The following is a 26,600-nucleotide window of genomic DNA, read 5'->3' as shown; positions in this document are numbered from 1 at the left end:
TCCTAAACCGTGTGTCTTGAGGGCGGTAACAGCAACGAGCCGGCACGACGACAGCTGGCGACGGCGGCGCACGGACGAGCGCCCGAGGTGGCAGACGTTGGTAGACAAAGGCTCAGAACCTGCAAGCGAGGGCACCATCCGGTCCGGATGAGGATGCCCCTACTCCAAGTCTGCCCTGTCCCAGCCCGGCGGAAGCTTTTGCAGGCCGATTAGGACGTCTAGGCCAAGGTGCTCTTCCAGCATGTGTTTGAGATTGCGGCCTTCAATAATTTCGATTCTTCCGTTCGCGGCGGCGAAGTCGCGGCTCGCCTTGCCCACCCATGAAGTAGTGACGAGAACACCTTTGGCGGCCCGCTTGTGATCCATCACGCCGGCAAGAGCGTGGACGGCTTCAAGGCCGACGATTTTGCTGTAACGCTTGGCTTGGATGATGCAAAGCCCGCCGACGATTGGATCCTCATTGACAGCGACGCCGTCGACTCCTTCGTCCTTGGAGGCTTGCGTGACCCAAGACTTCATGCCGATGCTCTCGAAGAGCCGGCGGATAAGATGCTCGAACTCTCCAGGAGAGAGTGTCAGTAGGTCTGTGCGGCTATCCAAGCCGGCGACGACATCCATCTCGTCAACGAACTTGTACTTTGAAAGGTCGAAGGAAACTACTGGCCTGACGCCTTCCAGGTCGTACGGGTGCGGGGAAACAATGGCGTTCAGGTGGCTGCGAAGGCACAGCACCGGGTCCAGTTCTGGCTCATCGAGCTGCACCACGGCAAACTTGTCTCGCTCCGCACCCACGCTCATCAGCAACGGGCGAATGGCGCGGCCAGTCGCCTTGTCCTTGGTTGAGACATAGCCGTTGAAGACGATGCTGGTGACGAGGTCCGGTGACGTCGCCTCGAAAGTCTCGGCAATGGTACGCAATGTCAGCCGTGCAAGGAGGTCGCCGTACAGCTTCTTAGTCTCGGGCTCCTTGCGAGGTATAGCAACCATGCCCTTCGCCGTCGTGTATCGATAAGCGACCACGGTGGGAACGACGTCTCGCAGTGGCAGCTCGTACTCGATGAGGAGCTCCCTGGAGGCAGGGTCATAGTGAGCGGCGGCCTTGCCTGTCAGGCCCTCCGGGTATCGCGACTGAGCGAGGACGTGTTGTAGACGCTCAACAAACGCGTGTGGTCCGCCGTTCGACAGAGCCGCCCTAAGTTCGAGGTCAGACCCGGCGGCCCGCTTGTTCCTCCCGGCTAGCAGCTGTGCGTACTCGGCAATCCTCGTGCTGACGGCCTCGGTCCGGAACTCGGCCTCTGCCATCTTATGGGCGTGTGCCTCCCGCTCCGCCAGGCGCTTCGTGGCGGCTGCCCCCTGCGCCTTCTCGCGAGCGTCGGCAGCTAGGCGTCGTTCCTCAGCACGCTCGCGTTGGGCGGCCTCTCGCGCTGCCTTCGCCGCCGCTTGGTCGGCCAAACGCTTCGCCTGTACTTCATGCCTCAGGCGCGCTGCCTCGGCCTTCTTTGCCGCAGCCTCGGCTTGCTTAGCCTCGCGGCGTGCCTCCGCTTCCTGACGCTTTTGCTCGGCAACCAACTCGCGGTGCCAGCGCGCCTCCGCTTGCGCCTGGAGCTTCTTGGCCTGCTTGCGCGCATCGAGCATCTGAGCAATCAGGCCCTTGCGTCGCGCCATGCGCCCTCCGAAGGTCCACCATAGACAGGCATGACCGTAACGCACTCGCGACGCAGTGAAAAGACTGAACTACGTACGGTAGTTGTGGTTGCGATGCAGGAAGGCCAGTGCGAAGGTCGATTCGAAGCGGTTCTATCTGATCGCTTCTCCCCAGGGGTCGCTGACAGCAGCGGTGACAGCAACGTGCCGAGAAGAGGGCGGCTGCCGGCGGCCGGACGCAGACAGCCGTCCGAGGTCGCGGACGCGGAGGGACCCCGCCGGACGACGCGCCCAGCACTTATAAGCGAGGGGTTGGCTGGGCCGTCTCTGGGCCGTAGGGGCCGTCTCGGGGCCGTCATGCGCCGACCGAAGATGACCGAGGATGACCAGTAGCGCCCGAAGAAACAGCAGGTCAGCCGCCACAAAGAGGCGGCTGACCTGGTGGGCGACGGACGAGTCGACCTGTACGCCGGATTCTGTGCGCGACGCGTACCCCAAAGGGGTTTGCGCCGGCGGCGGCCATCCATCTCGGCCTGCCGTTGCCGGCAGGCTCCAGCGGCCTACCCGCAGACATCGGGCGGGCAGCCCTCAAGCGTCTGCGCCGGGTCGTCATCTTGCGGTGACGGCCCTTGCTTGGCCTTGCTCCGGGTGGGGTTTACCGAGCCACCCCGGTCACCCGGGGTGCTGGTGGGCTCTTACCCCACCGTTTCACCCTTACCGTCCCCGTTGGGGGTCGGCGGTCTGTTTTCTGTGGCACTGTCCCGCGGGTCGCCCCGGGTTGCCGTTAACAACCACCCTGCCCTGTGGAGTCCGGACGTTCCTCGGCGGCGGGCCGTAGCCCGCCGACGCGACCGCCCGGTCGACTCGTCCGTCGCTCTCCCATCCTAACGACGAGCCTGCTGCCGGTATTGCCACCCCGCCAGACCAAGATCGCGCAGCTCACGGGCGGTCCGGCGGAGCTGCCTCGGAAGGCGACAGCTAGCCTCGTGGGGCTATGGATCTCTCCCACGCCGCGCTGCTGCTCGCCGCCGGTCTCGCCGCTGGCACAGTCAACGCGGTGGCCGGTGGTGGCTCGTTGATCACCTTTCCGGCGATGATCGCGGTCGGGTTGCCCCCGGTGCCGGCAAACGTCAGCAACTCGGTCGCCGTCTTCCCCGGGTACGTGGCCAGCGTGGCGGGCAGCCGGCAGGACCTGCCACGCCCCCGCGCCCTCGCCACGCTGGTGCCGACCACGATCGTCGGCACGATCCTCGGGGCGTTGCTGCTGCTGGCCACGCCGGCCCGCGCGTTCGAGCTGGTCGTACCCTTTCTGGTCCTCGGCGCGACAGCGGTCCTGGCCTTCCAGGACCCGCTGCGCCGGCTGGTCGGTCACCCCCGGGACCTGTCGCCACGCCAGCGGACGGTCGCGGTGCAGACGATGGTCGCGCTCGGCGCGGTGTACGGCGGGTACTTCGGTGCCGCCCTCGGGGTGATGCTGGTCGCCGGGCTGGCCCTGGTGCTGGACGCGACCCTGGCGCGGGTGAGCGCGATCAAGAATCTGCTGTCCGCCGTGGTGGGGTTGACGACGCTCGTGGTGTTCGCCCTGTTCGGCCCGGTGAACTGGGCGGCCGTCGCGGTGGTCGCGCCGGCCACCCTCATTGGGGGGTACGCGGGCGCTCGGCTCGTCCGTCGGCTGCCGCCGGTGCTGCTCAAGGGGCTGATCGTGGTGTTCGGTACGACGATCGGCCTCTACCTGCTCTACCGCGCCCTGAGCTGAGGGCGCCCGCGCCGCCCGCCCTGCTTCGGGCCGAGATCCACGCAACATCCGGGATGTTGCTGCCTCAGCGAGCGCGGAGGCAGCAACATCCCCGAAAGTGCGCGGATCTTGGGACGGGCGGCGCGGGCGGGGCGGGGCAGAGCAGGGGTCGGACGGGTCAGTAGGCCTCGCCTACCGGCTCTTCGGTGGTGTTCTCTGCGCTTGCGGCGCTGCGGTTCCAGCGCGACCAGAGGACCCGCTCGCCGTAGCCGGCGGCCATTACGTGCGCGAAGGCCAGGTAGACGAGGACACCGACGGCGAGCACCCCGAAGCCCACCCAGAACGGCAGGGAGAGCGAGTGTTCGGCGAGCTTGCCGGAGATGATCGGTGCCGGCGCGGCGGCGCCCCAGCGGACCAGGTTGAACGCGCCGGTGGCGACCCGGCGGTCGCTGGAGCCGAGGCCGAGGGCCAGGTCGGTGAGGTTGGCGTTGGCCAGCCCCATGCAGAGTCCGGCGAGCACCAGCACGACGAGCGACTCGGCGGTGCTGGTGGAGGTGGCGAAGAGGACCATGCAGACCAGCAGCCCGGCGATGGCCACGCCGACGGTCTGCACGGCGCCGATGCGGTGGGCCAGCCGGTGACCGATCACCAGGATGCCGGTGGCCAGGCCGAGACCCCAGCCGGTGAACGCCAGCCCCAGCGGGATGATGTCCAGCTTGAGGAAGAGCGGCGTGTAGCCGAGGACCACGAAGAACACGAAGTTGTACGCGGCGGTCACCGCGCAGAGGGCGATGAACGCCGGCCGACGGAACGTGGCGAAGATCTGGCCGACGCGCACCGGAGGCTGCCGGTTGGTGGGTTCCCGGAGTTTGCGGGAGGCCACGCCGAGGGCGAGGACCATGAAGACGCCGCAGACGAAGAACGGCAGCCGCCAGGTGACCTCGCCGAGCAGGCCGCCGATCAGCGGGCCGACGGCGAAGCCGAGACCGAGGGCGGTCTCGAAGAGGCCGACCACCCACTCCCGGTCGACGGCCAGGTTGACCAGCACCACCATGGCGGTGGCGAAGAACATCGCGTTGCCCAGCCCCCAGACGCCGCGTAGCACGGAGAGCTGCAGGATGGTGTCGCTGAACGAGGCAAGGATCGCGGCGACGCCGACCACCGAGACGCCGGTGATGAGCACCGGCTTGAAGCCGAACCGGCCGCTGGCCAGCGTCGCCGGGATCATGCCGACGGCCATGACCGCGATGTACGCGGTGAACAGCAACTCGACCTGCCAGGCGCTGACGCCGATCTCCTCGCCGATGGCGGGCAGGATCGGGTCGACGACGGCGATGCCGGCGATGGCGAGGAAGGCCACCAGTGTGGTGGCGTAGATGGCACTGCGGTTCGGTTCGGAACGCCGGTCCACTCCGACTCCTCAATTAGCTGTATCGTACAGGTACTTATTCTGTATCATACAGCTATGAGCGACGACGACGAGATCACCCTGGGCCGCATCGAGACCGAGGTGGCCCTGCTGATGCGCTTCGGCGAGGCGACCCGGCGGGCCACCGGCACTGCCGAGCACCGGGTGCTCGACCGGGCGGCGTACGTGATCCTGCGGCACCTGGACAACTCCGGCCCACAGAACGTCTCCGCGCTCGCCGCCCAACTCAACCTGGACGGCTCGACAGTGACCCGGCAGGTGTCCGCGCTTCAGCGGGACGGCCTGATCACCCGTACCCCGGACCCGTCCGACGGCCGAGGCACCGTCATCTCCGCCACCACCGCCGGCCTGCAACGAATGGCGGCGGTGCGGTCCGCACGGACCCGGCTCTACGGCGACATGCTGGCCGACTGGAGCGACGAGGACCGGGCAACGCTGGCCGCCCTCCTGGGCCGCCTCAACCAGGCCCTGGTCAACCGCAACCGCCGCCGCTGACCACGCGCGACGGTGTCGTGGTCCGACTCACCGCTCCACCTACCCACAAGATCGCGCAAGATCCTGGTTGTAGTGGCCTCCCGCACGACCCAACACCACTACAACAATGATCGAGCACGATCTTGCGGTGAACCCGCCGAGCCCGCCCGGCCGGGTATCAGGAGAACGTCCGCCGCGCCCAGGTGCGGAAGTCGGTGGTGGGCAGGCCGAGAGCACGGGTCATCTCCGGACGGGCGGGGCTTCCGTTCTCGTTGATCTGCTCGACCGCCTTGACCATGGCGGCCAACAGGCCACGCTCGACGGCCTCCTGCGGAGTGAGCACCGGAGCGGTGATCGCCCGGCCGGTGACCTCACTGAGGATGGCCGCGACCTCGGTCATGGTGAGCAGGTCGCCGGCGAGTTCGACGTCCTGGCCGTCGAGCTTCCCCGGGTTCGTGAACGCGATCGCCGCGGCTTCGCCGATGTCGTCGACGGCGATCCACGGGAGTCGCGTGTCCGCGGCGAAGCCGGTGATGATGGTGCCGCTGGACCAGTCGCCGAAGAGGTAGGACCAGCCGACCAGGTTCTCCATGAAGGTCGAGGGCTTCAGGACGGTCCAGTGCGCGAAGCCGCCGGAGCGCACCATCTCGTCGATGGCCGCCTTGCTCTCCCAGTAGTGCCTGTCCCACCGACCCTCGGCCCACCCGGGCTGGTTGCGGTGGAAGTCGCCGGCACCCGAGACGCTGCTGTGCACGACGTGCGACACGCCGGCCCGGCGCGCTGCCTCGACGACGTTGCGGCCGCGGGTCACCTCGGCGTCGCCCTGCATGTCGGTCACGTCGGGGTACGGGATGGAGAAGAGGCCGTCCATCCCGTCCGCCGCGGCGAGCAGCGACTCCGCGTCGTCCAGGTCGCCGGTGACCAGTTCGGCACCCCGGTCCCGCAGAGCCTGGGCGCTGTCGGTGCCGGGATCGCGGACCAGGGCGCGGACCGGGACGCCACGGTCGAGCAGCGCTCGGGCCGTGGCCCCGCCCTGCTTGCCCGTCGCGCCGATGACGAGAACAGCCATGATGCCTCCCGAGAACCAAGTGGGGTGGTCCCCCACTTCTCGTCGGCTACGATATGGGGGACCACCCCACTTCCGCAAGGCGGGCCATGAGAGCGGACGCGCAGCGCAACTACGACCTCATCGTCACGGCGGCCTCCGAGGCGATCGCCCGCGACGGCGCGTACGCCTCGCTGGAGGAGATCGCCCGCTCCGCCGGGGTGGGATCGGCGACCCTGCACCGGCACTTCCCCACCCGGTGGTCGCTGCTCCAGGCGATCTTCCGGGGCTGTGTCCGCAACCTGGCGGCGCGCGCCGGAGACCTGCACGCCGCGCCGGACGCCCTGGACGCGCTGACGACCTGGCTGCACGAGGTCACCGCCTACGCCACGACGACCCGCGGCCTCGCGGACTCGCTCCTGAACGAGCCCGCCGAGGAGAGCGACGCCTGCGGTGCGACGCTCGTCGCCGCCGGTGCACCTCTGCTGCGTCGAGCCGTCGACGAGGGTTCGGTACGGCCCGACATCACCATGGGCGACCTGATGATCCTCGCCAACGGCATCTCACTGGCGGCGCAACCAATGGGCGCGGAAAAGGCGGAACAACTGCTGACCCTCGCCCTACAGGGAATCGGCCGCCAGCAGCCGTAGGGGCCGCCCTGGTGGACCGACGCGAGAGCTCCTTTGACTGCCAAGATCGCGCAAAATCCTGGTTGTAGTGGCCTCCCGCGCGGCCCTACACCACTACAACAAGGATCGAGCACGATCTTGGCAGCCAGAGCGCTCCAGGTCGCCGGCCTGGCCCGACGCGGCAGCCCTCCGCCGCGCCCGCCAGGCCGCCGGCCCCGCCCGGCAGCCCTCGCTGACCCCGCTGCCCTCGCTGCCCTCGGCAGGCGCCCGATTCGTTTGCGACATCAGCTCGACAGCGTCTGAAACCACCTCACCGCCCCGCAACAACGACCCCCGCGACAACGATCCCGCTGACGACGACCACCCCAGGCCGACGACGGGCCCCAGACGACGGCCTGGACACAGATACGCCCGGGCACCGACCGGCGTCGGCACCCGGGCGTACCAGCGGTTAGGCGACTGGTTCGCGGGCTGAGTCGGCGTCGCGGTCGGTGCCGGGGGTGACTCGGGGGTCGCCCTCGTCGGCGAAGTAGTCGTCCGGCTCGGTGCCGTCGACTCCTTCGTCCGCCTTCGCGGCCCGCAGCGCCAGCGTCACCAGCGCAGCGACGGCCAGGTTGATCGCCACCGCCACGATGCCGACGTAGATCGTCTTGGTGGTGTCGAAGCCGAACTCGGACAGCGGGAACGCCGAGCCACCGAAGTGCTTCCGGGTCGGGCTGGCCACCTGGTAGAGCATCCACATGCCCAACCCCATGCCGACCGCCCAGCCGGCGATCAGGCCGGCGCGGTGGAACCAGCGGGTGTAGAGGCCCAACGCCACCGCCGGCAGCGTCTGAAGGATGATCACGCCACCGATCAGCTGGAGGTCGATGGAGAACTGCGGGTCGAGGAAGACGATGCAGGCCACCGCGCCGACCTTCACCACCAGCGAGGTGATCTTCGAGACGTTGGCCTCCTGGGCCGGTGAGGCGTCCCGCTTCAGGTACTCCTTGTAGATGTTGCGGGTGAACAGGTTCGCCGCCGCGATCGACATGATCGCCGCCGGCACCAGCGCGCCGATGCCGATCGCCGCGTACGCGACACCGGCGAACCAGTCCGGGAACTGCTGGTCGAACAGCAACGGCACGACGGTGTTGCTGTCGACAGTGCCCTCCTTGGCCCCGGGCAACGGCTTCACGCCGGCCGCGATGGCCATGTAGCCGAGCAGGGCGATCAACCCGAGCAGCAGGCTGTACGCGGGCAGCGCCGACATGTTCCGCTTGATCACGTCGCGGTTCCGGCTGGCCAGCACACCGGTGATGCTGTGCGGGTAGAGGAAGAGCGCCAACGCCGAACCGAACGCCAACGTCACGTACTGGAGTTGGTTGTTGCCGTTGAGCAGGATGCCGTCGTTCGGGTTGGGCGAGGCGTCGAACTTCGCGTCCGCCGCGGCGAAGATGTCACCCCAACCGCCCAGCTTGTACGGCAGGTAGATGACCGCCACCAGGATGACGATGTAGATCAGGCTGTCCTTGACGAACGCGATCAGCGCCGGCGCGCGCAGCCCGGACTGGTACGTGTACGCGGCCAGGATGGCGAACGCGATGATGATCGGCAGGTGCCGGGCCAGCGCGTTGTCGCCGGTGACCCCCATCGTCTTGAGCACCGCCTCGATGCCGACCAGCTGCAACGCGATGTACGGCATGGTGGCCACGATGCCGGTGATCGCGATCAGCAGGGCCAGCACCGGCGAGTCGAAGCGCTTACGGACGAAGTCGGCAGGCGTGACGAACCCGTGCCGGTGCGACACCGACCAGAGCCGGACCAGCACCAGGAAGACCAACGGATAGATCACGATGGTGTACGGCACGGCGAAGAACCCGGCCGCGCCCGCCCCGAACATCAGGGCCGGCACCGCCACGAAGGTGTACGCCGTGTAGAGGTCGCCTCCGACCAGGAACCAGGTGATCCAGCCGCCGAAGCTGCGCCCGCCCAGGCCCCACTCGTCCAGGTGCGCCATGTCCTTCGGGGCGCGCCAGCGGGCGGCCACGAAACCCATGGCGCTGACCAGGAGGAACAGCAGGGAGAAGACGATGATCTCGGTGAGATGGTCGCGCCACATCAGCGGCCTCCACGCTTCTTGGTCATCTGGTACACCAGCGTCGTGGTGCCGACGCCGAGCAGGATGAACGCCAGTTGCAGCCAGTAGAAGCGGGGGAACCCGAAGACGCGGGGTGAGTCGCCGTTGAAGAAGGCCGGGACCAGCGGCACCACGATGGGAATGAAGAGCAACCAGTTCCAGGGGCTGTGGTCCTTCGCCCTGGTCGGCGCCGTAGTGGGCGCCTCCGGTTCGGGTGCAGCCATCTGACACACCTCCGGGGAGTCGAGGCTCTCGATGTAACGGCCGGAGGCTACGACTTTGTGACGGCCGTCACGCGACCCGCTCGGAGGGTGCTGCGCCGAACGGCCGGCCGGCTGCGCCGAACGGCGCGACCGACCGGCCGACTGGTGAACGGCTCAGAGAGCGGCGAGGTGGGAGGTGTCGTTGACGGTGCGGACGGCGACGCCGCCGTCGGGCCACATGTCGAGCACCGAGATCCCGGCCGCGTCCAGGAAGAGCCGGTGCAGGAACCCGTCGCCGGCGGCGAGGGCGTCGCGCAGCACCAGCTTGATCGGCGAGACGTGCGAGACGAGCACCACTGTCTCCCCGGGGTACGCGGTGAGGAGCCCCGCCACGACACGGTGGGCGCGTTCGGCGACGTGGGTGAACGACTCTCCACCCGGCGGGGCGACCCGGGGTGAGGCGAGCCAGGCGTCCATCTCCCCCGGCCAGCCCTCGCGCACCTCGGCGAAGGTGCGCCCCTCCCACTGGCCGAAGTCGCACTCGATCAGGTCGTCCTCGGTGCGCACCGGCACGTCACCGAGCGCCCCGGCGATGGCCGCCGCGGTGGCCGTACACCGGGACAGTGGTGAGCTGAGCACGGCCGCGACGGTCGGGGCCAGCGCGGCCACCCGGGTGGCGGTCTCGCGGACCTGGGCGCGGCCCTTCTCGGAGAGGGGCACGTCGCCGCGACCGGAGTAGCGGCGCTGCTCGGTGTACTCGGTCTCGCCGTGCCGGACCAGGATCAGCCGGGTGGCGGTGAAGGTCGGGCGGGGCTCCCAGGACGCCGGGGCGGTCGCCGGGTCACTGCCGACGACCGGGGCGGCGGCGCGTGTCGACGTGGGTCGGCCGGCGGCGGCGTCCATGGCGGCGTTGGCGAGCGCGTCGGCGTGCCGGTTCTGATCGCGGGGGATCCAGGTGAACCGGACCGCGGCGAAGCGGCCCACCAGCCCGGCCGCCTGGGCGGCGAGGGGTCGCAGACCGGGGTGCTTGATCTGCCACCGGCCGCACATCTGCTCGACGACGAGCTTGGAGTCCATCCGGACGTCCACCTCGGCGGCGCCCAGCTCGGCGGCGGCGGTCAGCCCGGCGATCAGGCCCTGGTACTCGGCGACGTTGTTGGTCGCCGTGCCGAGTGACTCGGAGCGCTCGGCCAGCACCTCACCGGTCTCCGAGTCACGGACCACAGCGCCGTAGCCGGCGGGGCCGGGATTGCCCCGGGACCCGCCGTCGGCCTCGACGGTGACCACGCGCGGCGCCACGACCTACAGGCCCGACTCGTTGGTGCGGACCATGATCCGTCGGCAGTCCTCGCAGCGGACCACGTCGTCCGGGGCGGCCCCGCGGATCCGGGCCAGGTCCGCACCGGACAGCTCCAACCGGCACCCGCCGCAGCGGCCCGCGGTGAGCAGCGCGGCACCCAGCCCGGTGTCCTCGCGGATCTTGTCGTAGAGCTTGACCAGGTCGGCCGGGAGGTCGGACGCGAGCGGCTGACGGGCCCCCCGCTTGAACTCCTCATCCTTGGCGATCTCGGCCATCGCCTCGTCGCGGCGCTGCTCGGTCGCGGCCCGCTTGTCGCGGGCGTCGGCCAACCGCTGCTCCACCCCGTCGAGGACGCCCTGCGCGGTCTCCCGCTGCTCCATCAGCTCCAGCTCGGCGTCCTCCAGGTCGCCCTGGCGGCGGTTGAGCGAGACCAGCTCGTGCTGGAGCGCCTCCAACTCGCGGGCGGGGCCGGTGCCGGCGGCGAGCCGGTTCTCGTCCTTCTCCTTGCGGGCCCGGACCTGCTCGACGTCCTTCTCCATCCGGGCGATGTCCCGGTCCAGGTCGTCGACCGCCACCTGGGCGCGGACCCGCTCGTCCTCCAACGCCGACAACTCCCGGGCCAGCGCTTCCAGCTCGGCCCGCTCGGGCAGCGACCGCCGACGGTGGGCGAGCTGGGCGAGGTTGGTGTCGATCGCCTGGAGGTCGAGCAGGCGGCGCTGCACCTGAGGGTCAGCCTTCACGGTCGGGGCTCCTTGTCGTCCACAACGGGTGCGGCGGCGTGCACTGTCCACGGGTCGGTATCCAGGTCGGACACCAGCGTCTCGACGCCCAACGACTCCCGGAGGAGGTCGGCCAGGTCGTCCAGCCACGGTCGTTCGGTCGCCCAGTGGGCGGCGTCGATCAGGGCGGGACCATCGGCGGCGAGGTGCTCGCCGGCCGGGTGGTGCCGCAGGTCGGCGGTGAGGAATGCGTCCACCCCGGCGGCGGTCGCGGCGCCGAGGAAACTGTCCCCCGACCCGCCGCTGACGGCGAGGGTACGAACCATACGCTGGGGATCGCCCGCAGCGCGAACTCCCCAGGACGTGACGGGAAGCACGGCGGCGGCGTGCCGGGTCAGCTCGGCGAGGGTCATCGGCTGGGGCAGCTCGCCGATCCGACCGAAGCCCCGGTCGTCGCCGTGGGCGGGCGAGCCGGGCGCGGGTCGCAGCAGTGGCCGCAGCCCGGTCAGCCCGAACCGGGCGGCGAGGGCGTCGGAGACGCCGGGGGCGGCCACGTCGGCGTTGGTGTGCGCCGCGTAGAGCGCCACCCCGGCCCGGATCAGGTCGTGGATGATCCGCCCCTTGAAGGTCGTCGGAGCGACCGACGAGACGCCGCGCAGCAGCAGCGGGTGATGCGAGACGATCATGTCGACGTCGGCGGCCAGCGCCTCGGCGACCGTCTCGGGCACCACGTCGACCACACAGAGCACCCGGCGCACCGGCGCGGACGGCTCGCCGAGCACCAGGCCCACCCGGTCCCACTCCTCGGCCCAGGCCGGCGGGAAACGCCGCTCCAGCTCGGCCACCACGTCGGTCACCGTCGGCGCGGATCCGCTTGTGCTCACGGCGGGCCAGCTTACCGGCGCGAGGGCCGTCGGGCGGTGACGCCCGCCCGGCCGCGTCGGCCTGAAGCGCTGGGCCGCGCCGGCCAGCCCTCCTGAAAGGCGGTCCCTAGGCGGCGTTCGCGGCGACGGTGTGCAGCGCGGCCAGAGGCTTCGCCCACGGGAACGCGGACAGGTGTTGCTCCCCCGTTCCCGGCGGGTGCAACGCGACCACGTGATCACCGAAGAGCACAGTGACACCCCACTCGGCCAGCCGGGCCACCCCGGCCCGGAACGCCGGGTGGGCGGCCATCGCCACATTGGTGTACGGCACGGCCACGATCGGGATGCCCTTGCCCTGCGCCTCGACCAGCAGGCCCAGCGCGAGGGTGTCGGCGATCCCGGCCGCCCACTTGTTGACGGTGTTGACGGTGGCCGGGCAGACGATCATGGCGTCGGCGGGCGGCAGCACGTCCGGGTCACCGGGGTTCTTGTAGTGCGTCCGCACCGGATGACCGGTCTGCCGAACCAGCGCCGACCGGTCGACGAACTTCGCGCCGTCCGGCGTGGTGACCACGCAGACGTCCCAACCATCCTGTTGGGCGAGGTCGACCAGGAGGCCGACGTGCCGTGCCAGCGGCGAGCCGCAGGCGATGACGTAGAGCACCTCGCGGTGCCCGCTGGTACGCGGTGAACCGGCCATCACACCGGCTCCGCGCTCATACCCCTACTCCCATGTGCTCAGCCAACTCCGCTACCGGAGAAGGCGGCGCACCACGTGTGCGACGAAGGACGTCCGACATCACCTCGTGCGCGATCGGCCGGCAGCGGATCTCCGACGGGGCGAGCCGATCGCCGAGCAGCAGCATCTCGCCAGCGTTCGCCACGTCGCCCATCTGCGCGTACCCGCGGGCGATGTCGAGCAGGTGGTGGGCGCGGCGTTCGGGCAGCAACGCGTTGAAGGAGGGCTCCGCGATGCGCAGCTGGTGCACCTCCACGGCCCGCCCACCGTCGCCCAACTCGACGGCGGCGGCGGCCCGGTGCAACTCGACATTCGTTGGACCGAACGACGTCCAGTAGTGGTTGTAGTCGCCACCGAGCAGGGTGGCGGCCTCCTGCGCGCAGTTGATCAGGTCGTCGACGCTCGCCGTGTCGCCGATCCGCGACGCGGCCATCGCGCCCTGGAGCAGCAGCATCCCGTAGACGGAGAGCCGGGCCGGGGACACCTCGTTGCCGCCGCCCGGGGCCAACCGGTTGGCGATCTGGACGTTCAGCTCCAGCGCCGGCCGGGCCCGACCCATCGCGACCAGAGCGTTGCAGACCCGGGTGGTGGCGATCCCCGCCAGCAGCGGGTCGTCGGCGCGCTGGGCCACCGCCATCGACCGGTCGGCGGCCAGCCAGGAGAGCTCACACTCACCGAGTTTGCGCAGCACCGACGAGGCGATCTGGTAGACCTGCCCGAGCAGATGGGCCGCCTCGACGGCCCGGTCCCCGCCGTACGCGGCGTCGGCCGCCTGTGCGTCGCGCAGCAGCTTGGGCAGCGCCCGGGTGAGCATCCCGTAGCGCCCGTACTGATAGGTGAGCCAGGCGTGGTTGACGGCCTTGCGCATGTCGTCCAGCGGCGGCGGAGAGGGCACCGCGTCGAAGTACGCGCTCATCGAGTCGTAGCGCTCCAACGCCGCCCGGATCTCCTGCACCTCGATTTGGTCAATGCAGTTCAGCGCGTCGGTGCGGCGCTCCGGGTCCTTGCCCATGAGGAGTTGGACGTCCACCTGGAGGATGTCGGCGATCTCGTACAGGACGGAGAACTTGTCCAACCGGCGGACGCCGCGTTCGACCTTGTCCACCCAGCTCTTCGACTTGCCCAGTCGGTCCGCGAAGACCTGCTGCGACATCTTCCGCCGTCCGCGCCAGTAGGCGACCCGCCGTCCAATGGGTAGCTCGTCCATCTCCCCATCCTCCCCTGCGCGACGACCGATCGAGCCGAAGCTATCTACACGGGCGCGGCGGCCTTCATTCACTTTCACGTTTCCGCTGGTCGCACAGGATGTACGTCAGCCGGACAGCCAGTCCTCGTACTTTTCGTGCAAGTTGCACGAGCCGTTCGTCAACCTCAACGATCGTGGGTTACGGCAGTGACGGTGCTCGACATGGGACCTGGCGAACGCCGGGCCCGACGAGGGGAGATGGCACACATGTGGGGGAATGTCGGACCGCGCGTCGCCGAACTGTCGCCGCTGGAACGGGTCCGGCTGCGCCGGGTCGCCATGCGGTACGCCGCACATGGCTGGCAGGTCACCCCGGGGGCCTGTCTGGCCCGCAGCCGCTTCGTCTGCGGCCGGGCCGGCTGTCCCACAGTGGGCTGTCACCCCGCCCTGGAGAACTGGGAACTGGCCGCCAGCGCCGACCCGGCCCGGGTGGCGACCTGGTGGCGGAACCGCCCGCACGGGGTGCTGCTGCCCACCGGCCGAGCCTTCGACGTGTTGGAGGTGCCCGCCCACCTGGGTCGGCTCGTCCTCGACGCGGTGCAGATCCACCCCGCCGGCACCGGCGTACGCGGGCCGGTGCTGGCCACGCCCACCGGACGCTGGATGTTCCTGGTCCGCCCCGGCGACCCCCTGCGGCCGGAGCTGGAGCATTGCTTCCACGTCGTCCGGCACGGACCGGGCTCGTGGATCCCCGCGCCGCCCACCCGGCTGCCCGAGGGCACAGTCCGCTGGGCGGTCGCCCCCGAGCAGGCCCGCTGGCAACTCCCGGACTCGTACCTCGTGCAGAACACCTTGATCGGGGCGCTGCGCGCCACAGGGGTGACGCTCGCCCCCGACCTGATACCCGGTCACCTGCCGCTGCCCCGACGAGGAATGTGAAGAAAGGCCCCGTCCGACGATTCCATCCGGTGCCCGACAGCGTCGCCGGGGCACCGGTCCTCGTTGACAGGGGGACGGCGCGAACGCGCGCCACGATCGGGGGAAAGATGTCCACGCACGACAGAGCGTCACATCCCGGTGGCACCGAACCACCCCGGCGCAGCCACCGACGACACCGCTGGGCCGGCACCCGACCGTCCGGCTCACGCCCCGGCCGTCCCCGCCCCACCGGGTCCCGCCCCGCCGGCACCCACCGCCCGATCCGTTAGTCCGTCAGCGGGATGCTGGCGGAGTAGTACTGACGGCCGTCGTCGGTGACGACGGCGTGGGTGTGGTCGTCCAGGCGGTCCAGCCAGCCGCGACCCGCCGCCCCCATGGCCAGGGCGGCGGTGGCGTACGCGTCGGCCACCCCGAGGTCGGTGCCGACCACTGTCACCGAGCGCAGCCCGCTGGCTGGAGCGCCACGGCGTGGATCCAGCACGTGCCGACCCCGCTCGTAGACCCCCGAGGTGGCCACGGCCAGATCGGTCCCGCTGAGCACCAAGCACGTCGCCATCGCGTCCCACGGGTGCCGGATGCCGATCCGCCACGGCTCCCCCGACGGCGACAAACCGCGTACGCGCACGTCGCCACCGGCGTTCACGCAGTGGTTCAGAGCACCGGCGGCGAGCAGCCGATCCGAGGCGACCTGCGCCGCCCAGCCCTTGACGAAACCGGACGGGTCGAGCCGCCCGGTGGCGTACGCGTCGAAGAACCCGTCGGTGGTGCCCCACAGGTCGGCGCAGGCCTCCAGCACGAACCGCAGGTCCGCCGACGCCTCGGAGAGCAGCACCTCACCCCGATCGAAGCGGCACACCTCGCTGTCCGGCTTGTACGTGCTGAACCGGGTGTCCACCTCGCGCATCCAGGCGAAGACGTCATCCGCCAGCTCACGCGCCCGCGCGGGCGGCAGGTCGTCGGCGAGGTCCAGTGTGATCGCCGTACCCATGATCTGCTCGACCCGGCAGAGCCCCGGTCGGGTCAGCGCGGCCGGCACCTCAGAACGCCTGCTCGATAGCGGACCGCAGCGACTGCTTGTAGGAGTTGCTGGTCTCGGTGGCACCGGAGACGGTGTTGAGGTTCGCGTTCTGCTTGCGCACCACCTCGCCGCCGCTGCCGTCGTACGCGCTGCTGACGTCGCCGCTGTGGATGTCGGATTCACCCCCGCTGGGCAGCGACAGCGCGACGGCATCGACGATCCGGTTGCCGGAGACCACGATCTGCACCTGCACGTACCCGTACTCGTTGTCGAAGCCGGCGCCGGTGACCCGGCGGTTGGTCGACTGGGGTGGCTTGGTGGTGCGCGGCGCGCTGGGTGCCTTGGTGGTCTTGGTGCCCGACGGGCGGGCGGTGGTCTTGCCGGGCTTGGGCGACACCGGCGCGTCGGCGCTCTTCGACGGGGTGGGCCCGCCCTCGGCCGGATCGGTGCCCGGCGCGGCCGGGTCGGCGCTCGGGTCGACGCCCTTCCCGGCGGGGTCGACCGGCTGGGCGGTGGGCAGGTTCTGGGCGACCTGGTTGGTGGCCGGGGAACCCTTGAAGACCACCAGCGCGGTGGTGCTGGCGGCGAGGCCGGTGATCGCGAGGAACGCGCGACGCATGGGGGTGCCCTTCCTACAGCTCGAACGTGGCCAGGTGGATCTGCCGTCGCGGCACGCCGGCGCGGCGCAGCGCCCGCACCGACTGTTCCACCAACCCGGGCGGCCCGCACAGGTAGACGTCGCGCCGGGCCACGTCGGGCACCAGTTGACGCAACCCGTCCGGGCTCATCAGTTGACGCGGGCCGGGGTCGTCGCGGGAGCCGATGACGTACCAGACGGAGGTGTCCCGCTCCTGGGCCAGCCAGTCCAGCTCGCGGCTGAGCAGCACGTCGGCCGGAGTACGGGCCCGGTAGATCAGGGCGGCACCCGGGGGCAGTTCCTCCAACATCGCCCGGATCGGCGTGATGCCACTGCCGCCGGCGATGAGCAGCGCTCGCTCCCGAACCCGGTGCGCGGCGGTGAAGGTGCCGGACGGGCCCTGTGCCCAGACCCGGGTGCCCTGCTCCAGGTCGCGCAGCTCCGCGGTGTGCGTGCCGACGACCTTGACGGTGAGCCGCAGCCAGCGACCGTTCGCGGCGGCGGAGACGGAGAACGGGTGCGACTGCCACCAGCAACCCCGGGTGAGGAAGCGCCAGCGGAAGTACTGGCCGCCGAGCATCGCCAGCCGCCCCAGACGCTCACCGGTGAGGTAGATGGAGATGGTGTCCGGGCTCTCCGCGACGACGTCGGCGACCCGCAGCTTGTACCGCAGGTTGAACGCCAGCGGCGCGATCACCCGACCCCAGAGCAGGGCGGCGACCACCAGCAGGTAGAGCGCGATCCAGCCGGTGCGTACCGGACCGGGCTTGTACAACTGCGCGCCGTGAGTGAACTGGTGGCCGAAGCCGAGCAGCAGGACCAGGTAGCTGGACAGGTGCAGCGCGTGCCACATCTCGTAGGGCAACGCGCGGCGGATCGCCCGGACGCTGCTGAAGCCGACCAGCATCATGATGCCGGTGGCGACGAACGCCGAGACCATGTCCTCGTAGTCGCCGAGCAGCGTGCCGACCTCGGCGAGGATCGACTGGTTCCGCAGGTCCGCGTAGCCGACGAGGATCAGCGACATGTGCGCCAGCACGGCGACCAGCAGGGTTGCCCCGACGTCGCGGTGCCAGCGGGCCATCTGCTCGCCGCCGATCCACCGTTCCAGCACCGGCAGCCGGCTCATCATCAGCACCTGCACCAGCAGCAGGTAGCCGGCGATCAGACCGGTGATCCGACCGGCGGCCGTGACGGTGGCGGCGGTGCTCCGCAACGAACCGGTGGGGGTGCCCAGCCACCACGGCAGCACGCTGGCGACCAAACCGACCAGGAGCAGCACGCCCAGCAGCCGCCGGCCGCCGGGACCGCGCCGGTCCGGGATCTGCGGGGGTACGGGCGCAGCCGGCCGGCCGCCGTGCCGGGACGAGGTCCCGGTACGACGGCCGGCGGCGTGGGTGTGCGGGTACGTCACGCGTACAGCTTCATCGGGGCGTACTTCTGGCGGGGGAAGACCTTCTCGACCTCCGCGTTGGTGAGCCCGAACCGGCCCTGGGCCACCGCCCCGTACACGTTGAACATGTTGTTGTACTCCGGCACGTCACCGGAGTCCAGCTTGTCCAGACCGTTCCAGGTGCCGAGCAGGGAGCCGGCCAGCTTCTTACCGGAGAGCACGGTGACCACGCCACCGTGCCCGTGGTCGGTGCCGCCGGTGTTGGAGCCGACCCGGCGACCGAACTCGCTGGACACCATGATGGTCACGTCGGCGGCCTGCGGGCCGAGGTCGGTGAAGAAGGCCGCCATCGCGCTGGCCAGCTCGTTCAGCCTGCGGTGCAGCTGGCCGCCCGCGGCGGTGCCCTGGTTCTCGTGGGTGTCGTAGCCGCCCATCCCGACGGTGGCGACCCGGACGTTCGCGCCGCCCTTGATCAGCTGGGCGAGTTGCTGGAAGGCCCGGCCGACGCCCTCGTACGTGACGCCCTCGGCGGGCTGGTACGGCTTGGCGGCGAGCTTCTGCGCGGTGGCCAGCGCGCCCATGCCCTCCTGCACGGCTTCCTCGACCGGGTGGTTGATCCCGGTGAAGAGCCCCTTGATGGCCTTCTCGGTGGCCGCCCGGTACTTCTCGTCACCGTTGAGCCGCAACGATCCGACGCTGTTCAACGACAATGCGCCGTTGTTGCCGACCAGCGAGCGGGGCAGCGTGCTGCCGATGCCGACGCTACGGAACGCGGTGCCCTTGCCCAGGTTGTCGACCAGACCGTCCAGCCAGCCCCGACCGCCGGTCTCGTTGGGCAGTCCGCCCAGGTTGCAGGCGTCCGCGGCCTGGAAGTGGCTGCGCGACAGCCGCTCGTCCGAGACGCCCGGGATGAAGCCGAGCTGGCCTGCGGTCAGCCACTTCTCCAGCGGCTTGAACGCGCTGGTCAGCTTGAAGCCCCGGCCCAGGGCCAGCGAGTCGTTGCCGAGCAGCAGGTCGGGCCGCGCCTTGCTGAGCACCGGGTCGTTGTCCGGTGCCACCAGGCTCAGCCCGTCCAGCCCGCCGTAGAGGAAGACGTGGATCAGGGTGCCGGTCTTGGTCGCCGCGAACGACGCCGACGTGGTCACGAACTGGGCAGTGGCCAGGGCGGTGGCGGTGGCCGCGGCACCCGCGACGAAGGTACGGCGGGTGACGCCGCGACCGTCCTGCTGGGCCTCCTCCAGGTTCTCCAGAGTGCGGTAGCGGTCCAGCTCGGCAGCGCTCTCGGCGGCCACGATGTCCGCCTCGGCGCGCAGCAGGGCCTCGGCCGGGTTGTCGGCCAGCCGCCGCACGTCGGGGCATTCGGGGTGCAGGGGGAAAGAGTTGTACACAGTCTTCTCCATCGGGTGCCTCACCGGAGGTGGTGCTGGGGGGAAGCGAGGATCGCCCGCGCGACGGCGGTGATGGCCCCGTTGAACGTGGCGTCGACCTTGGCGGTGGCGGCGACGCCGGCCACACCGAGGATCAGGTTCTTCTCCCGCGTGCTCAGCTTCTGACCCACCAGCCGCTGGGAGAGCGCGTCCACGTACGCCCCGGCGGTCGCCGGCGGCTTGGCGACCAGCTTCTCCGGTGCCGTGTACGTGAAGGCGGTGCGGTAGCCGGCGAGGATCTCGCCCGCCTCGTTCCAGCCGTTGACCATGGTGCCGGCCGACGTCCAGGCGACGTAGACGTCCGGGTAGCCGTCCGGGGTGGGCTGACCCATCGGGTACTGACCCAGCTCGCGCAGCTTGTCCTGGATCTGCCGCAGGCCCCGCGCGTACGGGGTGCGCTTGCTGTCGCCGTTGTTGTGCTTCGGCGACGCCTCCGGCGAGACACCCAGCGTGCGGTACGTGGCAGCCAGGTACTCCATCGGGCGGCGTACCTTCTGGCCCACGGCGGCCCAGAACTCGGTGGAGCAGAACATCGCCATCAGCACCGGCTTGATCAGGCCGTTGTTGGTGGTGTAGATCTTGGCCAGCCGGTCCACCAGGGACTTCGGCGGGGTGTCCGAGACGAAGCGGGTCGCCAGGCTCTGCGCCACGTACTTCGCCGTCGACGGGTGCAACGCGATGTAGGTGATGTACGCGTCGATCGCCGCGTCGGCCTTCTTCGGGTCCGACGAGTTGTTCGGGTGGCTGAAGCCGAGGATCTTCACCTTGCCGACGTAGTGCTGCTCCGGCTTGAAGACGTACTTGCCGTCCTTGTCGATGCCCCGGCCGGTCTGCAACATGGCGGCCTGACGGACGTCCGGCTCCTTGTAGCCGCCGTCGACGCCGACCGAGTACAGCTCGAGGTTCTCCCGGGCGAGGTTCTCGTTGATCGCGTCCTTGCGGGAGTCCTTCTGGTTCAGGTAGATCAGCAGCGCGGGGTGCTTGTTCGCCGCGATCAGCATCTCCGGGTAGCTGCCCAGCGCGTGCTTGCGCACGACGTCCTGGTCGAACGAGTTGCGGTAGACCTCACCGCCGTCGAAATCGGCGGCGACGTGCAGGAAGTCGTTCCAGAAGTCGACCATCACCTCGAACAACTGGCGCTTGGACCAGATCTGCCGGGCGATGGTGGCGTCCACCATCTCCCGCTCCGGCTGGGCGCCCTGTTCGTTGAGCTGGTCCCGCTGGGTCCGCAGCTGCTGCACGCTGAGCTTCTGGGTGGGCAGCTCGGCGAGCTTCAGCTCGGCCTTGCTCGGCGCGATCTTGTCCGGTTCCATCTGGGTGCGGATCCAGGCGTCGATGCCCTGCTTCTTGATGTCGGCGATCACCTCGGGGGTGGGCCCGAAGGTGGCCCGCCGGGCCAGGTGCAGGATCGGGTCCTTGGCGAGCACCGTCTTCACTGTCACCTCGGTCGCCGCGGCGGCGGCGGCCGGGCCGGAGAGGGTACGTCCGCCGGTCGGCGCGTTCTTCTTCAGCGCCTCGCCGGCCCGGGAGCCCATGTAGCTCTCGTTCTGCTCGGTGTAGGTGCGCACCGTGCTGGGCTGCTGGCCACTGGGCCGCGCGGCGGTGCCGTCGGTGACAGTGCTGCCGGTGGCGTCACCGGCCACCTCGTCACCGAAGATGCCGCGGAGCTGCGGGGTCATGGCGAGCGCCGCGCCACCGGCGACGACGGCGGCGGTGCCACCGAGGGCCACCATGGCCTTGCGTCGTCCGACCTTGGGACGCGACTCGTCGTCGTCCAGAGTGGGCAGTCCGGTGCCGGGCCGCGCCGGGACCGGGCGACCGAGCCCTTCCGGGCCGACCCACTGCGGCCCGCGCGGGCCAGGGGCGGGCTGTCCGGCGTGCGCGTAACCCTCGCCGTACTGCTCGCGGGGGTCGGCCTGCGCCGGGTAGCCGCCCTGGTAGGGGTTGGGCGAGTCGTACCCGTAGGGCGCGGACGCGTTGGGGTCGCCGTAGCCATCCGCGTTGTGGTGCTGGCGTCCGTCCCAACCGCGGTCGTCCCGCGGTCGACGTGGTGGCACATTCTGGTCGGCCATGTACCAATCCCGATTTCTGATGAGCGCCGGAAGCTGCGACCGGGCAGGTGCGGCAGGTGCGGCGACTGTTGCCTGAGGGGGGTTGCTACGGCAAAGTAACCAAGCCCTCCGGGCCCTTCAAGGTGGGCCGAACACCCTCGTGAGGGCACTTAAGACAGCGCTCAGCGCGGCGTCCGCGGCAGTCGCCGGGCCGGGGACGAGCGCAGACCTTCCCAGCAGGGCGGACGCGCGGCAGCCGGGTACGGACCGGACCTCCCCGCCGTACGCGACACTTTCCGCGCCGTTCAGCACCACAGGGAAACTTAAGGTTCAGGTAAGCCGGACATGAGGTGGCCTCACGACGGTCACCGCGCCCGATGTCACCGGGCCTCGCGAGGAGGAAAAGTAGCGGGAGCAGGCGAGCGTGAGCCACCACCGCAGCGGGTATGCCGCCGAACCGCTGAACGCGTGAGGGGAAGGCAGCGCCATGCTCAGCAAAGAGGATCAGCGCAGGTTCGACCAGATCACCCGTCAGCTCCGGGAGAGCGACCCGGCATTCTTCAAGAGGCTGGACCACCGGGTCCGTGCCCGCAGGGGCCGGTACCTGATGTTGTTGACCATCGTGCTGTGGGCGTCGCTGCCTGCGATAGCCGTGTTCGCCGGTCGGCTGACCGGTGCGATCTGCGCGGTGGTGCTGGTGGCCAACGCCGCCATCATGTGGCGGTTCCGCCGCCGCTGGACGTGACGGCTCACCGGTCGTCCGGGCCGAACGCCCGGTAGGCGCGGCGTAACCGTTCGAGCATTCCGGGACCACCGATGGCGGGGGCCGGCGCTCCGAGTTGGCGTAGCAGCAGGTCGGAGCCGGTCACCAGTCGAGGCGGCCGGTCCGGCAACGGCACCGGCGGTAGCCAGAACCGGTCTGCCGCCTCCGGCAGCGTGGTCGTCGACAGCCCGACGAGCGCGCGGGCCGCGCCGGCCGGTGCCACCGTCGATCGGTCACCGTCCGGTTCGGACGGTGCGCCGACCGCCTCGGGCAGCGCAACGACGCCGGTGGCCTCCACCCGCCGGGCGCGCAGCTCGTCCAGCAGCTCCGCCCGGGACCGGCCACGCCAGTGCAGCAACTCGAACGGGTCCGCGTCGAACGCCTCGGCCAGCAGGTAGAACGTCGCCGCGAGGTGCTTGCACGGGACCGCGAAGTCAGGGCAGTTGCACCGTTGGGTCAGCTCGTCCACACCGGCCGGGAACAGGGGCGCGCCGGCGGCGACGAACAGCTCCTCCAGCTCGCCGGGGAGGTCTCCGGCGAGCAGCCGGGCGCTGAAGAACGCCTGCCCGGCCAACTCCTCCTCGATCCGGGACCAGAGCGAGGCCGGGAACTGTCGCAGCGCGATGGACACCTGGTACGGCTGCGGGCGGGAGCCCTGCACCACGGCACTGACTCGCCCGGGTGCGATGTCGAGCGTCAGCACCTGGCCGGCGCGTGCGTACGACCGGCCCCGGGTCAACCTGGTGCCCAGCGCGAACGACTCCAGCACCTCGAGGAACCGCCGGGACCACCAGGAACGTCCGATGGCACCCCGGGCGCTGCGCGCCCGCAGACCCCCGTCGACCCGGCGGGGGCGCCCGTAGTCGGCGAACCGGTCGGCGCTGACTCCGGCGTTGTCGCTCACTCCACCACCGCCCCGGCCTCCAGGGCGAACAGCTCGCGCAACTGACCGGTGGACAGCTCGGTGATCCACTGTTCGCCCGTGCCCACGACCCGCTCGGCGAGGGCGCGCTTGTCGTTGATCATCGCGGCGACCTTCTCCTCCACGGTGCCCGCGCAGACGAACTTGCGGACCTGCACCCGACGGCGCTGCCCGATCCGGAACGCCCGGTCGGTGGCCTGGTCCTCCACCGCCGGGTTCCACCACCGGTCCACGTGCACCACGTGGTTCGCCGCGGTCAGGGTGAGGCCGGTGCCGCCGGCCTTCAGGGAGAGGACGAACAGCGGCGGGCCGTCCGCCGACTGGAAACGCTGCACCATGGCGTCCCGCTCGGCCTTTCCGAGCCCGCCGTGCAGGAACAGCACCTCCCGGCCGAACCGCGCCGACAGGTGACCGCGCAACATCGCGCCGAACTCGGCGTACTGCGTGAACAGCAGTGCCCGCTCCCCCGCCGCCAGCACCTCTTCCAGGATCTCGGTCAGCCGGGCCAGCTTGCCGGAGCGACCCTCCAACGCGGACCCGTCGCGCAGCAACTGGGCGGGGTGGTTGCAGACCTGCTTGAGCCGGGTCATGGTGGCCAGCACCAGGCCGCGCCGCTCGATGCCGTCGCTGGTCTCGATCCGGGCGAGCATGTCGTCGACCACCACCCGGTAGAGCGCTGCCTGCTCGGCGGTGAGGTTGCAGAGCACCTCCATCTCCAACTTCTCCGGCAGGTCCGAGATGATCGACGAGTCGGTCTTGAGCCGGCGCAACACGAACGGGCCGGTGATCCGGCGCAGCCGCTCGGCGGCCTCGGCGTCACCGTTGCGCTCGATCGGCTCGGCGAACCTCTTGCGGAACGTCGCCGCCGGCCCGAGCAGGCCCGGGTTGGCGAACTGCATGATCGACCAGAGGTCCGCGAGCCGGTTCTCCACCGGTGTGCCGGTCACCGCCACCCGCTGCCGGGCCGGCAGCGCACGGACCGCCTCGGCCTGCCGGGTCGACGCGTTCTTGATCGCCTGCGCCTCGTCCACCACCACCCGGTGCCAGTCGATGCCGGCCAGGTCGACGGCGTCACGGGCGGCCACCGAGTAGGTGGTGAGGACCAGGTCCGCGCCGTGCGCGGCCGCTGTGAACTCCGCCCCCCGCGCCCGCTCCGCCCCATGGTGTACGTGCACCCGCAACGTCGGTGTGAACCGCGCCGCCTCCCGCTGCCAGTTGCCGACCAGCGACATCGGACAGACCAACAGGGTCGGGCCGGCCTCCGGCGGGTCCCCGGCGAGCAACGCGAGCAGTTGCACCGTCTTGCCCAGACCCATGTCGTCGGCGAGCACACCACCCAGCCCGAGCGAGCGCAGGAACGCCAACCACGCCAACCCCCGCTGCTGGTACGGCCGCAGCGTCCCCTGGAAACTCGGCGGCGGTTCCAGCGGGGTGAGCCGACGCTCGACAGCACCGGCGAGCAGGTCGCCCAGCGCCCCGTCGGCGGTCACCTCCAACACCGGTAGCGCACCGGTGGCGTCACCGTCCTCCAAGCCGAGGCGCAGCAGGTCGGCGACGCTCAACTCACCGGCGGAGCGGAGCAGGCGCAGACCGGCGGCGAGCCGCCCCGGGTCCAGCTCGACCCACCGGCCACGCAGCCGCACCAGCGGGGTCTTCATCTCGGCCAGCGCCGCCAACTCCTCGGCGGACAGCGGCTGGTCGCCGAGTGCCACCTCCCAGCGGTAGTCCACCAGGGCGTCCAGACCGACACCGGCCTCGGCACCACTGACAGTGCCCGGCGCGGTGCGGCTGCGGGCGCGTAGCCGGGCGCCGATCCGGGCCGACGGACGCTGCCACCATGACGGCAGCAGCACCCCGAACCCGGCCGCGTGCAGCACCGGGGCACCCTCGCTGAGGAACCGGTGCGCCCCCTCGACGTCGAGCTCCATCACCTCGGGAGCGGCGGTACGCAGTGCGGCATCCAGGTCCGGCCAGAGCCGACTGGCCCGCCCCAACTCGGCGAGCAGCGTCTCCTGCGGGCTGCCCGTACGCCCGGTCAGGCCGCCGAGCGTCTGCGGCGCCCGCCACACCTGCCCGGCGTCGACGTGCAGGCCGGGCTCGTCGGCCGCCTGCAATCCGAACTCCAACCGCCACCGCCCGCCGCCGGACGACTCGACCGACGCCGGCACGATATCGTCCGGTGCCGGACGGGTGGCCAGGATCGGTTCGGTGACCTCGTCCGGAGCCGGCTCCACCAGCCGGAAACTGGCCCGAACCGGCCCGCCGGCGGCGTCCCGCTGCCAGACGTCCAGCTCGTCGCGCAGGGTGGCCAACGCCGTGGGATCGACTGTGAAGTCCCGCTGCGGACCGGCGAGCGCCGCCAACCAGGCAGGTGCCGGGCCACCCGGCCGCAGCCCCCGAGCCAGGGCGGTGGTCGCCAGAGCGGCCCGCGCGGCGGCGTCGGTCAGCGCGTCGAGCGCATCCGCTACCACCTCGGCAGCGGTCAGCTCGCCCCCGCCCGCACCACGTGCGAGAGCGACGGAGTCGGCGGCGGCTCGGGCGGCGGGTGGCAGGGCCAGCGCCAGCGATCGTGCCCAGGCGGCGTCGGTGCCGGTCAACAGCGGCCGCCAGACCGCCCGCGCCGACACCTGCGCAGCACCGCCCGAGGAAGCCTCGGCCGCTGTGCTGACGCCGGGGAGGAGACGGCCACGGGTCACCAGGTCGGCGGCGAAGTCGGCCAGCTCGGCGAGGTGACGCACTGTGGCCCCGGCCACCGCCGGGAGGTCGTCCAGGGCGCGGAGCAGCGACAGCGCGTCGTCCGGGGCGTACACCAGGACGGGGACGCGCCACCCGGCCACCGTGAGTCGACCGCGGGCCGGAGGTGCGACGTCGGTCCGGATCAGCTCGGGCGAGTCGGTCGGCACGCCTGCCCGGGTGGGCAGGGTGAGCAGCGCGGTGTCCGGCCTGCTCGGCTCGGCGGCGTCGGCGAGGGCGGCGGCCAGGTCGGTGTGCCCGGCGGCGAAGGGGTGTGGACGTTCCCGGGGCGGCCGGCCGGAGCGGGTCGGCGCGGGTGGTGCGGCGCTGTCCTCGGCCCAGACGGCGAGGCCGCCGGTCGAGCTGTCGCCGGGCAGCCACAGCCCGTGGATGACCAGCACCTGCTCCCCCTCGTCGCCGCTCGCGCCCCAGAATAGGCGGCCCGCCGGGGCCGGCGTCCGCAGCCACCGCCGAACCGGCTCACCGTACGGCGCGCACCGCATCGTCGCCGACTCCTGCGGGTGATCGACACGACTTCGCTGATATCGCGGTATCCACGTCGGTCGGACACCCCGACATCGGCGAAACCGTGTTGATCTTGGCCGCCGAGGGCCGCCGAGGGCGCGTCAGGG

General features: G+C 70.7%; 22 protein-coding genes and 1 other RNA gene. 5 read left to right on the top strand and 18 right to left on the bottom strand.

The annotated features are described in order from the left end of the window. Positions 1-159: 159 nt before the first annotated feature. On the bottom strand, positions 160-1,665 hold the full coding sequence (locus FHU34_RS09295) for a restriction endonuclease (RefSeq protein ID WP_145779585.1): 1,506 nt from the start codon (positions 1,663-1,665) through the stop codon (positions 160-162). Between the two features lie 428 nt (positions 1,666-2,093). Beyond that, positions 2,094-2,511: RNase P RNA component class A (gene rnpB / locus FHU34_RS09290), an RNA gene on the bottom strand. Positions 2,512-2,638: 127 nt separating this feature from the next. On the opposite strand from rnpB, the gene FHU34_RS09285 reads away from it, so the two are divergent. Beyond that, complete coding sequence (locus FHU34_RS09285) at positions 2,639-3,400, top strand: sulfite exporter TauE/SafE family protein (protein WP_145779584.1); 762 nt, start codon at positions 2,639-2,641, stop codon at positions 3,398-3,400. Positions 3,401-3,557: 157 nt separating this feature from the next. Here FHU34_RS09285 and FHU34_RS09280 read toward each other — a convergent pair whose 3' ends face one another. Further along, entirely contained in the window at positions 3,558-4,790 is a 1,233-nt protein-coding gene (locus tag FHU34_RS09280; protein WP_145779583.1) for an MFS transporter, read from the bottom strand. A gap of 54 nt (positions 4,791-4,844) precedes the next feature. Here FHU34_RS09280 and FHU34_RS09275 point away from each other — a divergent pair, with 54 nt between their 5' ends. Continuing rightward, entirely contained in the window at positions 4,845-5,303 is a 459-nt protein-coding gene (locus FHU34_RS09275) for a MarR family winged helix-turn-helix transcriptional regulator (protein WP_145779582.1), read from the top strand. Positions 5,304-5,460: 157 nt separating this feature from the next. Here the strand turns inward: FHU34_RS09275 and FHU34_RS09270 are convergent, their stop codons facing one another. After that, positions 5,461-6,351, bottom strand: coding sequence for an NmrA/HSCARG family protein (locus FHU34_RS09270; protein ID WP_145779581.1), 891 nt, complete (start codon positions 6,349-6,351; stop codon positions 5,461-5,463). An 86-nt stretch (positions 6,352-6,437) separates the two neighbouring features. Between FHU34_RS09270 and FHU34_RS09265 the strand changes: the two genes are divergently transcribed. Further along, positions 6,438-6,977, top strand: a complete 540-nt coding sequence (locus FHU34_RS09265; RefSeq protein WP_145779580.1) for a TetR/AcrR family transcriptional regulator — start codon at positions 6,438-6,440, stop codon at positions 6,975-6,977. Between the two features lie 430 nt (positions 6,978-7,407). On the opposite strand, the gene mctP is transcribed toward FHU34_RS09265, so the two are convergent. The 7 genes from mctP to FHU34_RS09230 form a co-directional block, all read right to left on the bottom strand. Then, on the bottom strand, positions 7,408-9,057 hold the full coding sequence (gene mctP, locus FHU34_RS09260; RefSeq protein ID WP_145779579.1) for a monocarboxylate uptake permease MctP: 1,650 nt from the start codon (positions 9,055-9,057) through the stop codon (positions 7,408-7,410). Then, a complete protein-coding gene (locus FHU34_RS09255; protein ID WP_145779578.1) occupies positions 9,057-9,299 on the bottom strand; it encodes a DUF3311 domain-containing protein in 243 nt (80 codons plus the stop codon). The genes mctP and FHU34_RS09255 overlap by 1 nt, the downstream gene beginning before the upstream one ends. Before the next feature lie 153 nt (positions 9,300-9,452). After that, the gene (locus FHU34_RS09250) at positions 9,453-10,577 is read right to left on the bottom strand and encodes a bifunctional RNase H/acid phosphatase (RefSeq protein ID WP_145779577.1); all 1,125 of its coding nucleotides are present in this window, start codon (positions 10,575-10,577) and stop codon (positions 9,453-9,455) included. A 3-nt stretch (positions 10,578-10,580) separates the two neighbouring features. Then, entirely contained in the window at positions 10,581-11,318 is a 738-nt protein-coding gene (locus FHU34_RS09245; RefSeq protein WP_145779576.1) for a zinc ribbon domain-containing protein, read from the bottom strand. After that, positions 11,315-12,145, bottom strand: coding sequence for a Nif3-like dinuclear metal center hexameric protein (locus FHU34_RS09240; RefSeq protein WP_208745134.1), 831 nt, complete (start codon positions 12,143-12,145; stop codon positions 11,315-11,317). The genes FHU34_RS09245 and FHU34_RS09240 overlap by 4 nt, the downstream gene beginning before the upstream one ends. 142 nt (positions 12,146-12,287) lie before the next feature. Further along, positions 12,288-12,860, bottom strand: coding sequence for a flavoprotein (locus FHU34_RS09235; RefSeq protein WP_145779574.1), 573 nt, complete (start codon positions 12,858-12,860; stop codon positions 12,288-12,290). A 16-nt stretch (positions 12,861-12,876) separates the two neighbouring features. Continuing rightward, positions 12,877-14,106 (bottom strand): helix-turn-helix domain-containing protein, encoded by a 1,230-nt coding sequence (locus tag FHU34_RS09230; RefSeq protein WP_145779573.1) that lies wholly within the window; start codon positions 14,104-14,106, stop codon positions 12,877-12,879. A gap of 246 nt (positions 14,107-14,352) precedes the next feature. On the opposite strand from FHU34_RS09230, the gene FHU34_RS09225 reads away from it, so the two are divergent. Then, a complete protein-coding gene (locus tag FHU34_RS09225) occupies positions 14,353-15,024 on the top strand; it encodes a bifunctional DNA primase/polymerase (protein WP_145785505.1) in 672 nt (223 codons plus the stop codon). A gap of 265 nt (positions 15,025-15,289) precedes the next feature. On the opposite strand, the gene FHU34_RS09220 is transcribed toward FHU34_RS09225, so the two are convergent. Genes FHU34_RS09220 through FHU34_RS09200 form a run of 5 tightly spaced genes read right to left on the bottom strand, consistent with a single transcriptional unit; the run spans position 15,290 to position 21,571 of the window. Further along, the gene (locus FHU34_RS09220) at positions 15,290-16,012 is read right to left on the bottom strand and encodes an FAD:protein FMN transferase (protein WP_145785504.1); all 723 of its coding nucleotides are present in this window, start codon (positions 16,010-16,012) and stop codon (positions 15,290-15,292) included. A gap of 49 nt (positions 16,013-16,061) precedes the next feature. Beyond that, positions 16,062-16,661: an FMN-binding protein gene (locus FHU34_RS09215; protein ID WP_145779572.1), complete on the bottom strand. Its 600-nt coding sequence runs from the start codon at positions 16,659-16,661 to the stop codon at positions 16,062-16,064. Positions 16,662-16,674: 13 nt separating this feature from the next. Then, positions 16,675-18,093 (bottom strand): ferredoxin reductase family protein, encoded by a 1,419-nt coding sequence (locus tag FHU34_RS09210; protein WP_145779571.1) that lies wholly within the window; start codon positions 18,091-18,093, stop codon positions 16,675-16,677. Next, positions 18,090-19,472 (bottom strand): DUF1501 domain-containing protein, encoded by a 1,383-nt coding sequence (locus tag FHU34_RS09205; RefSeq protein ID WP_145779570.1) that lies wholly within the window; start codon positions 19,470-19,472, stop codon positions 18,090-18,092. The genes FHU34_RS09210 and FHU34_RS09205 overlap by 4 nt, the downstream gene beginning before the upstream one ends. An 8-nt stretch (positions 19,473-19,480) precedes the next feature. Further along, complete coding sequence (locus FHU34_RS09200) at positions 19,481-21,571, bottom strand: DUF1800 domain-containing protein (protein ID WP_145779569.1); 2,091 nt, start codon at positions 21,569-21,571, stop codon at positions 19,481-19,483. A gap of 466 nt (positions 21,572-22,037) precedes the next feature. On the opposite strand from FHU34_RS09200, the gene FHU34_RS09195 reads away from it, so the two are divergent. After that, positions 22,038-22,295, top strand: a complete 258-nt coding sequence (locus tag FHU34_RS09195) for a DUF3040 domain-containing protein (protein ID WP_088988248.1) — start codon at positions 22,038-22,040, stop codon at positions 22,293-22,295. A gap of 4 nt (positions 22,296-22,299) precedes the next feature. Here FHU34_RS09195 and FHU34_RS09190 read toward each other — a convergent pair whose 3' ends face one another. After that, complete coding sequence (locus FHU34_RS09190; RefSeq protein ID WP_145779568.1) at positions 22,300-23,217, bottom strand: SWIM zinc finger family protein; 918 nt, start codon at positions 23,215-23,217, stop codon at positions 22,300-22,302. Continuing rightward, positions 23,214-26,369: a DEAD/DEAH box helicase gene (locus FHU34_RS09185; protein WP_145785503.1), complete on the bottom strand. Its 3,156-nt coding sequence runs from the start codon at positions 26,367-26,369 to the stop codon at positions 23,214-23,216. The genes FHU34_RS09190 and FHU34_RS09185 overlap by 4 nt, the downstream gene beginning before the upstream one ends. Between the last annotated feature and the right edge of the window lie 231 nt (positions 26,370-26,600).

It is taken from the genome of Micromonospora taraxaci (genome assembly GCF_007830095.1).
In the GTDB taxonomy this organism is placed as follows: Bacteria; Actinomycetota; Actinomycetes; order Mycobacteriales; family Micromonosporaceae; genus Micromonospora; species Micromonospora taraxaci.
The sequence above is the reverse complement of the archived record's forward strand: the minus strand, read 5'-3'. Positions and strand labels throughout refer to the sequence as shown.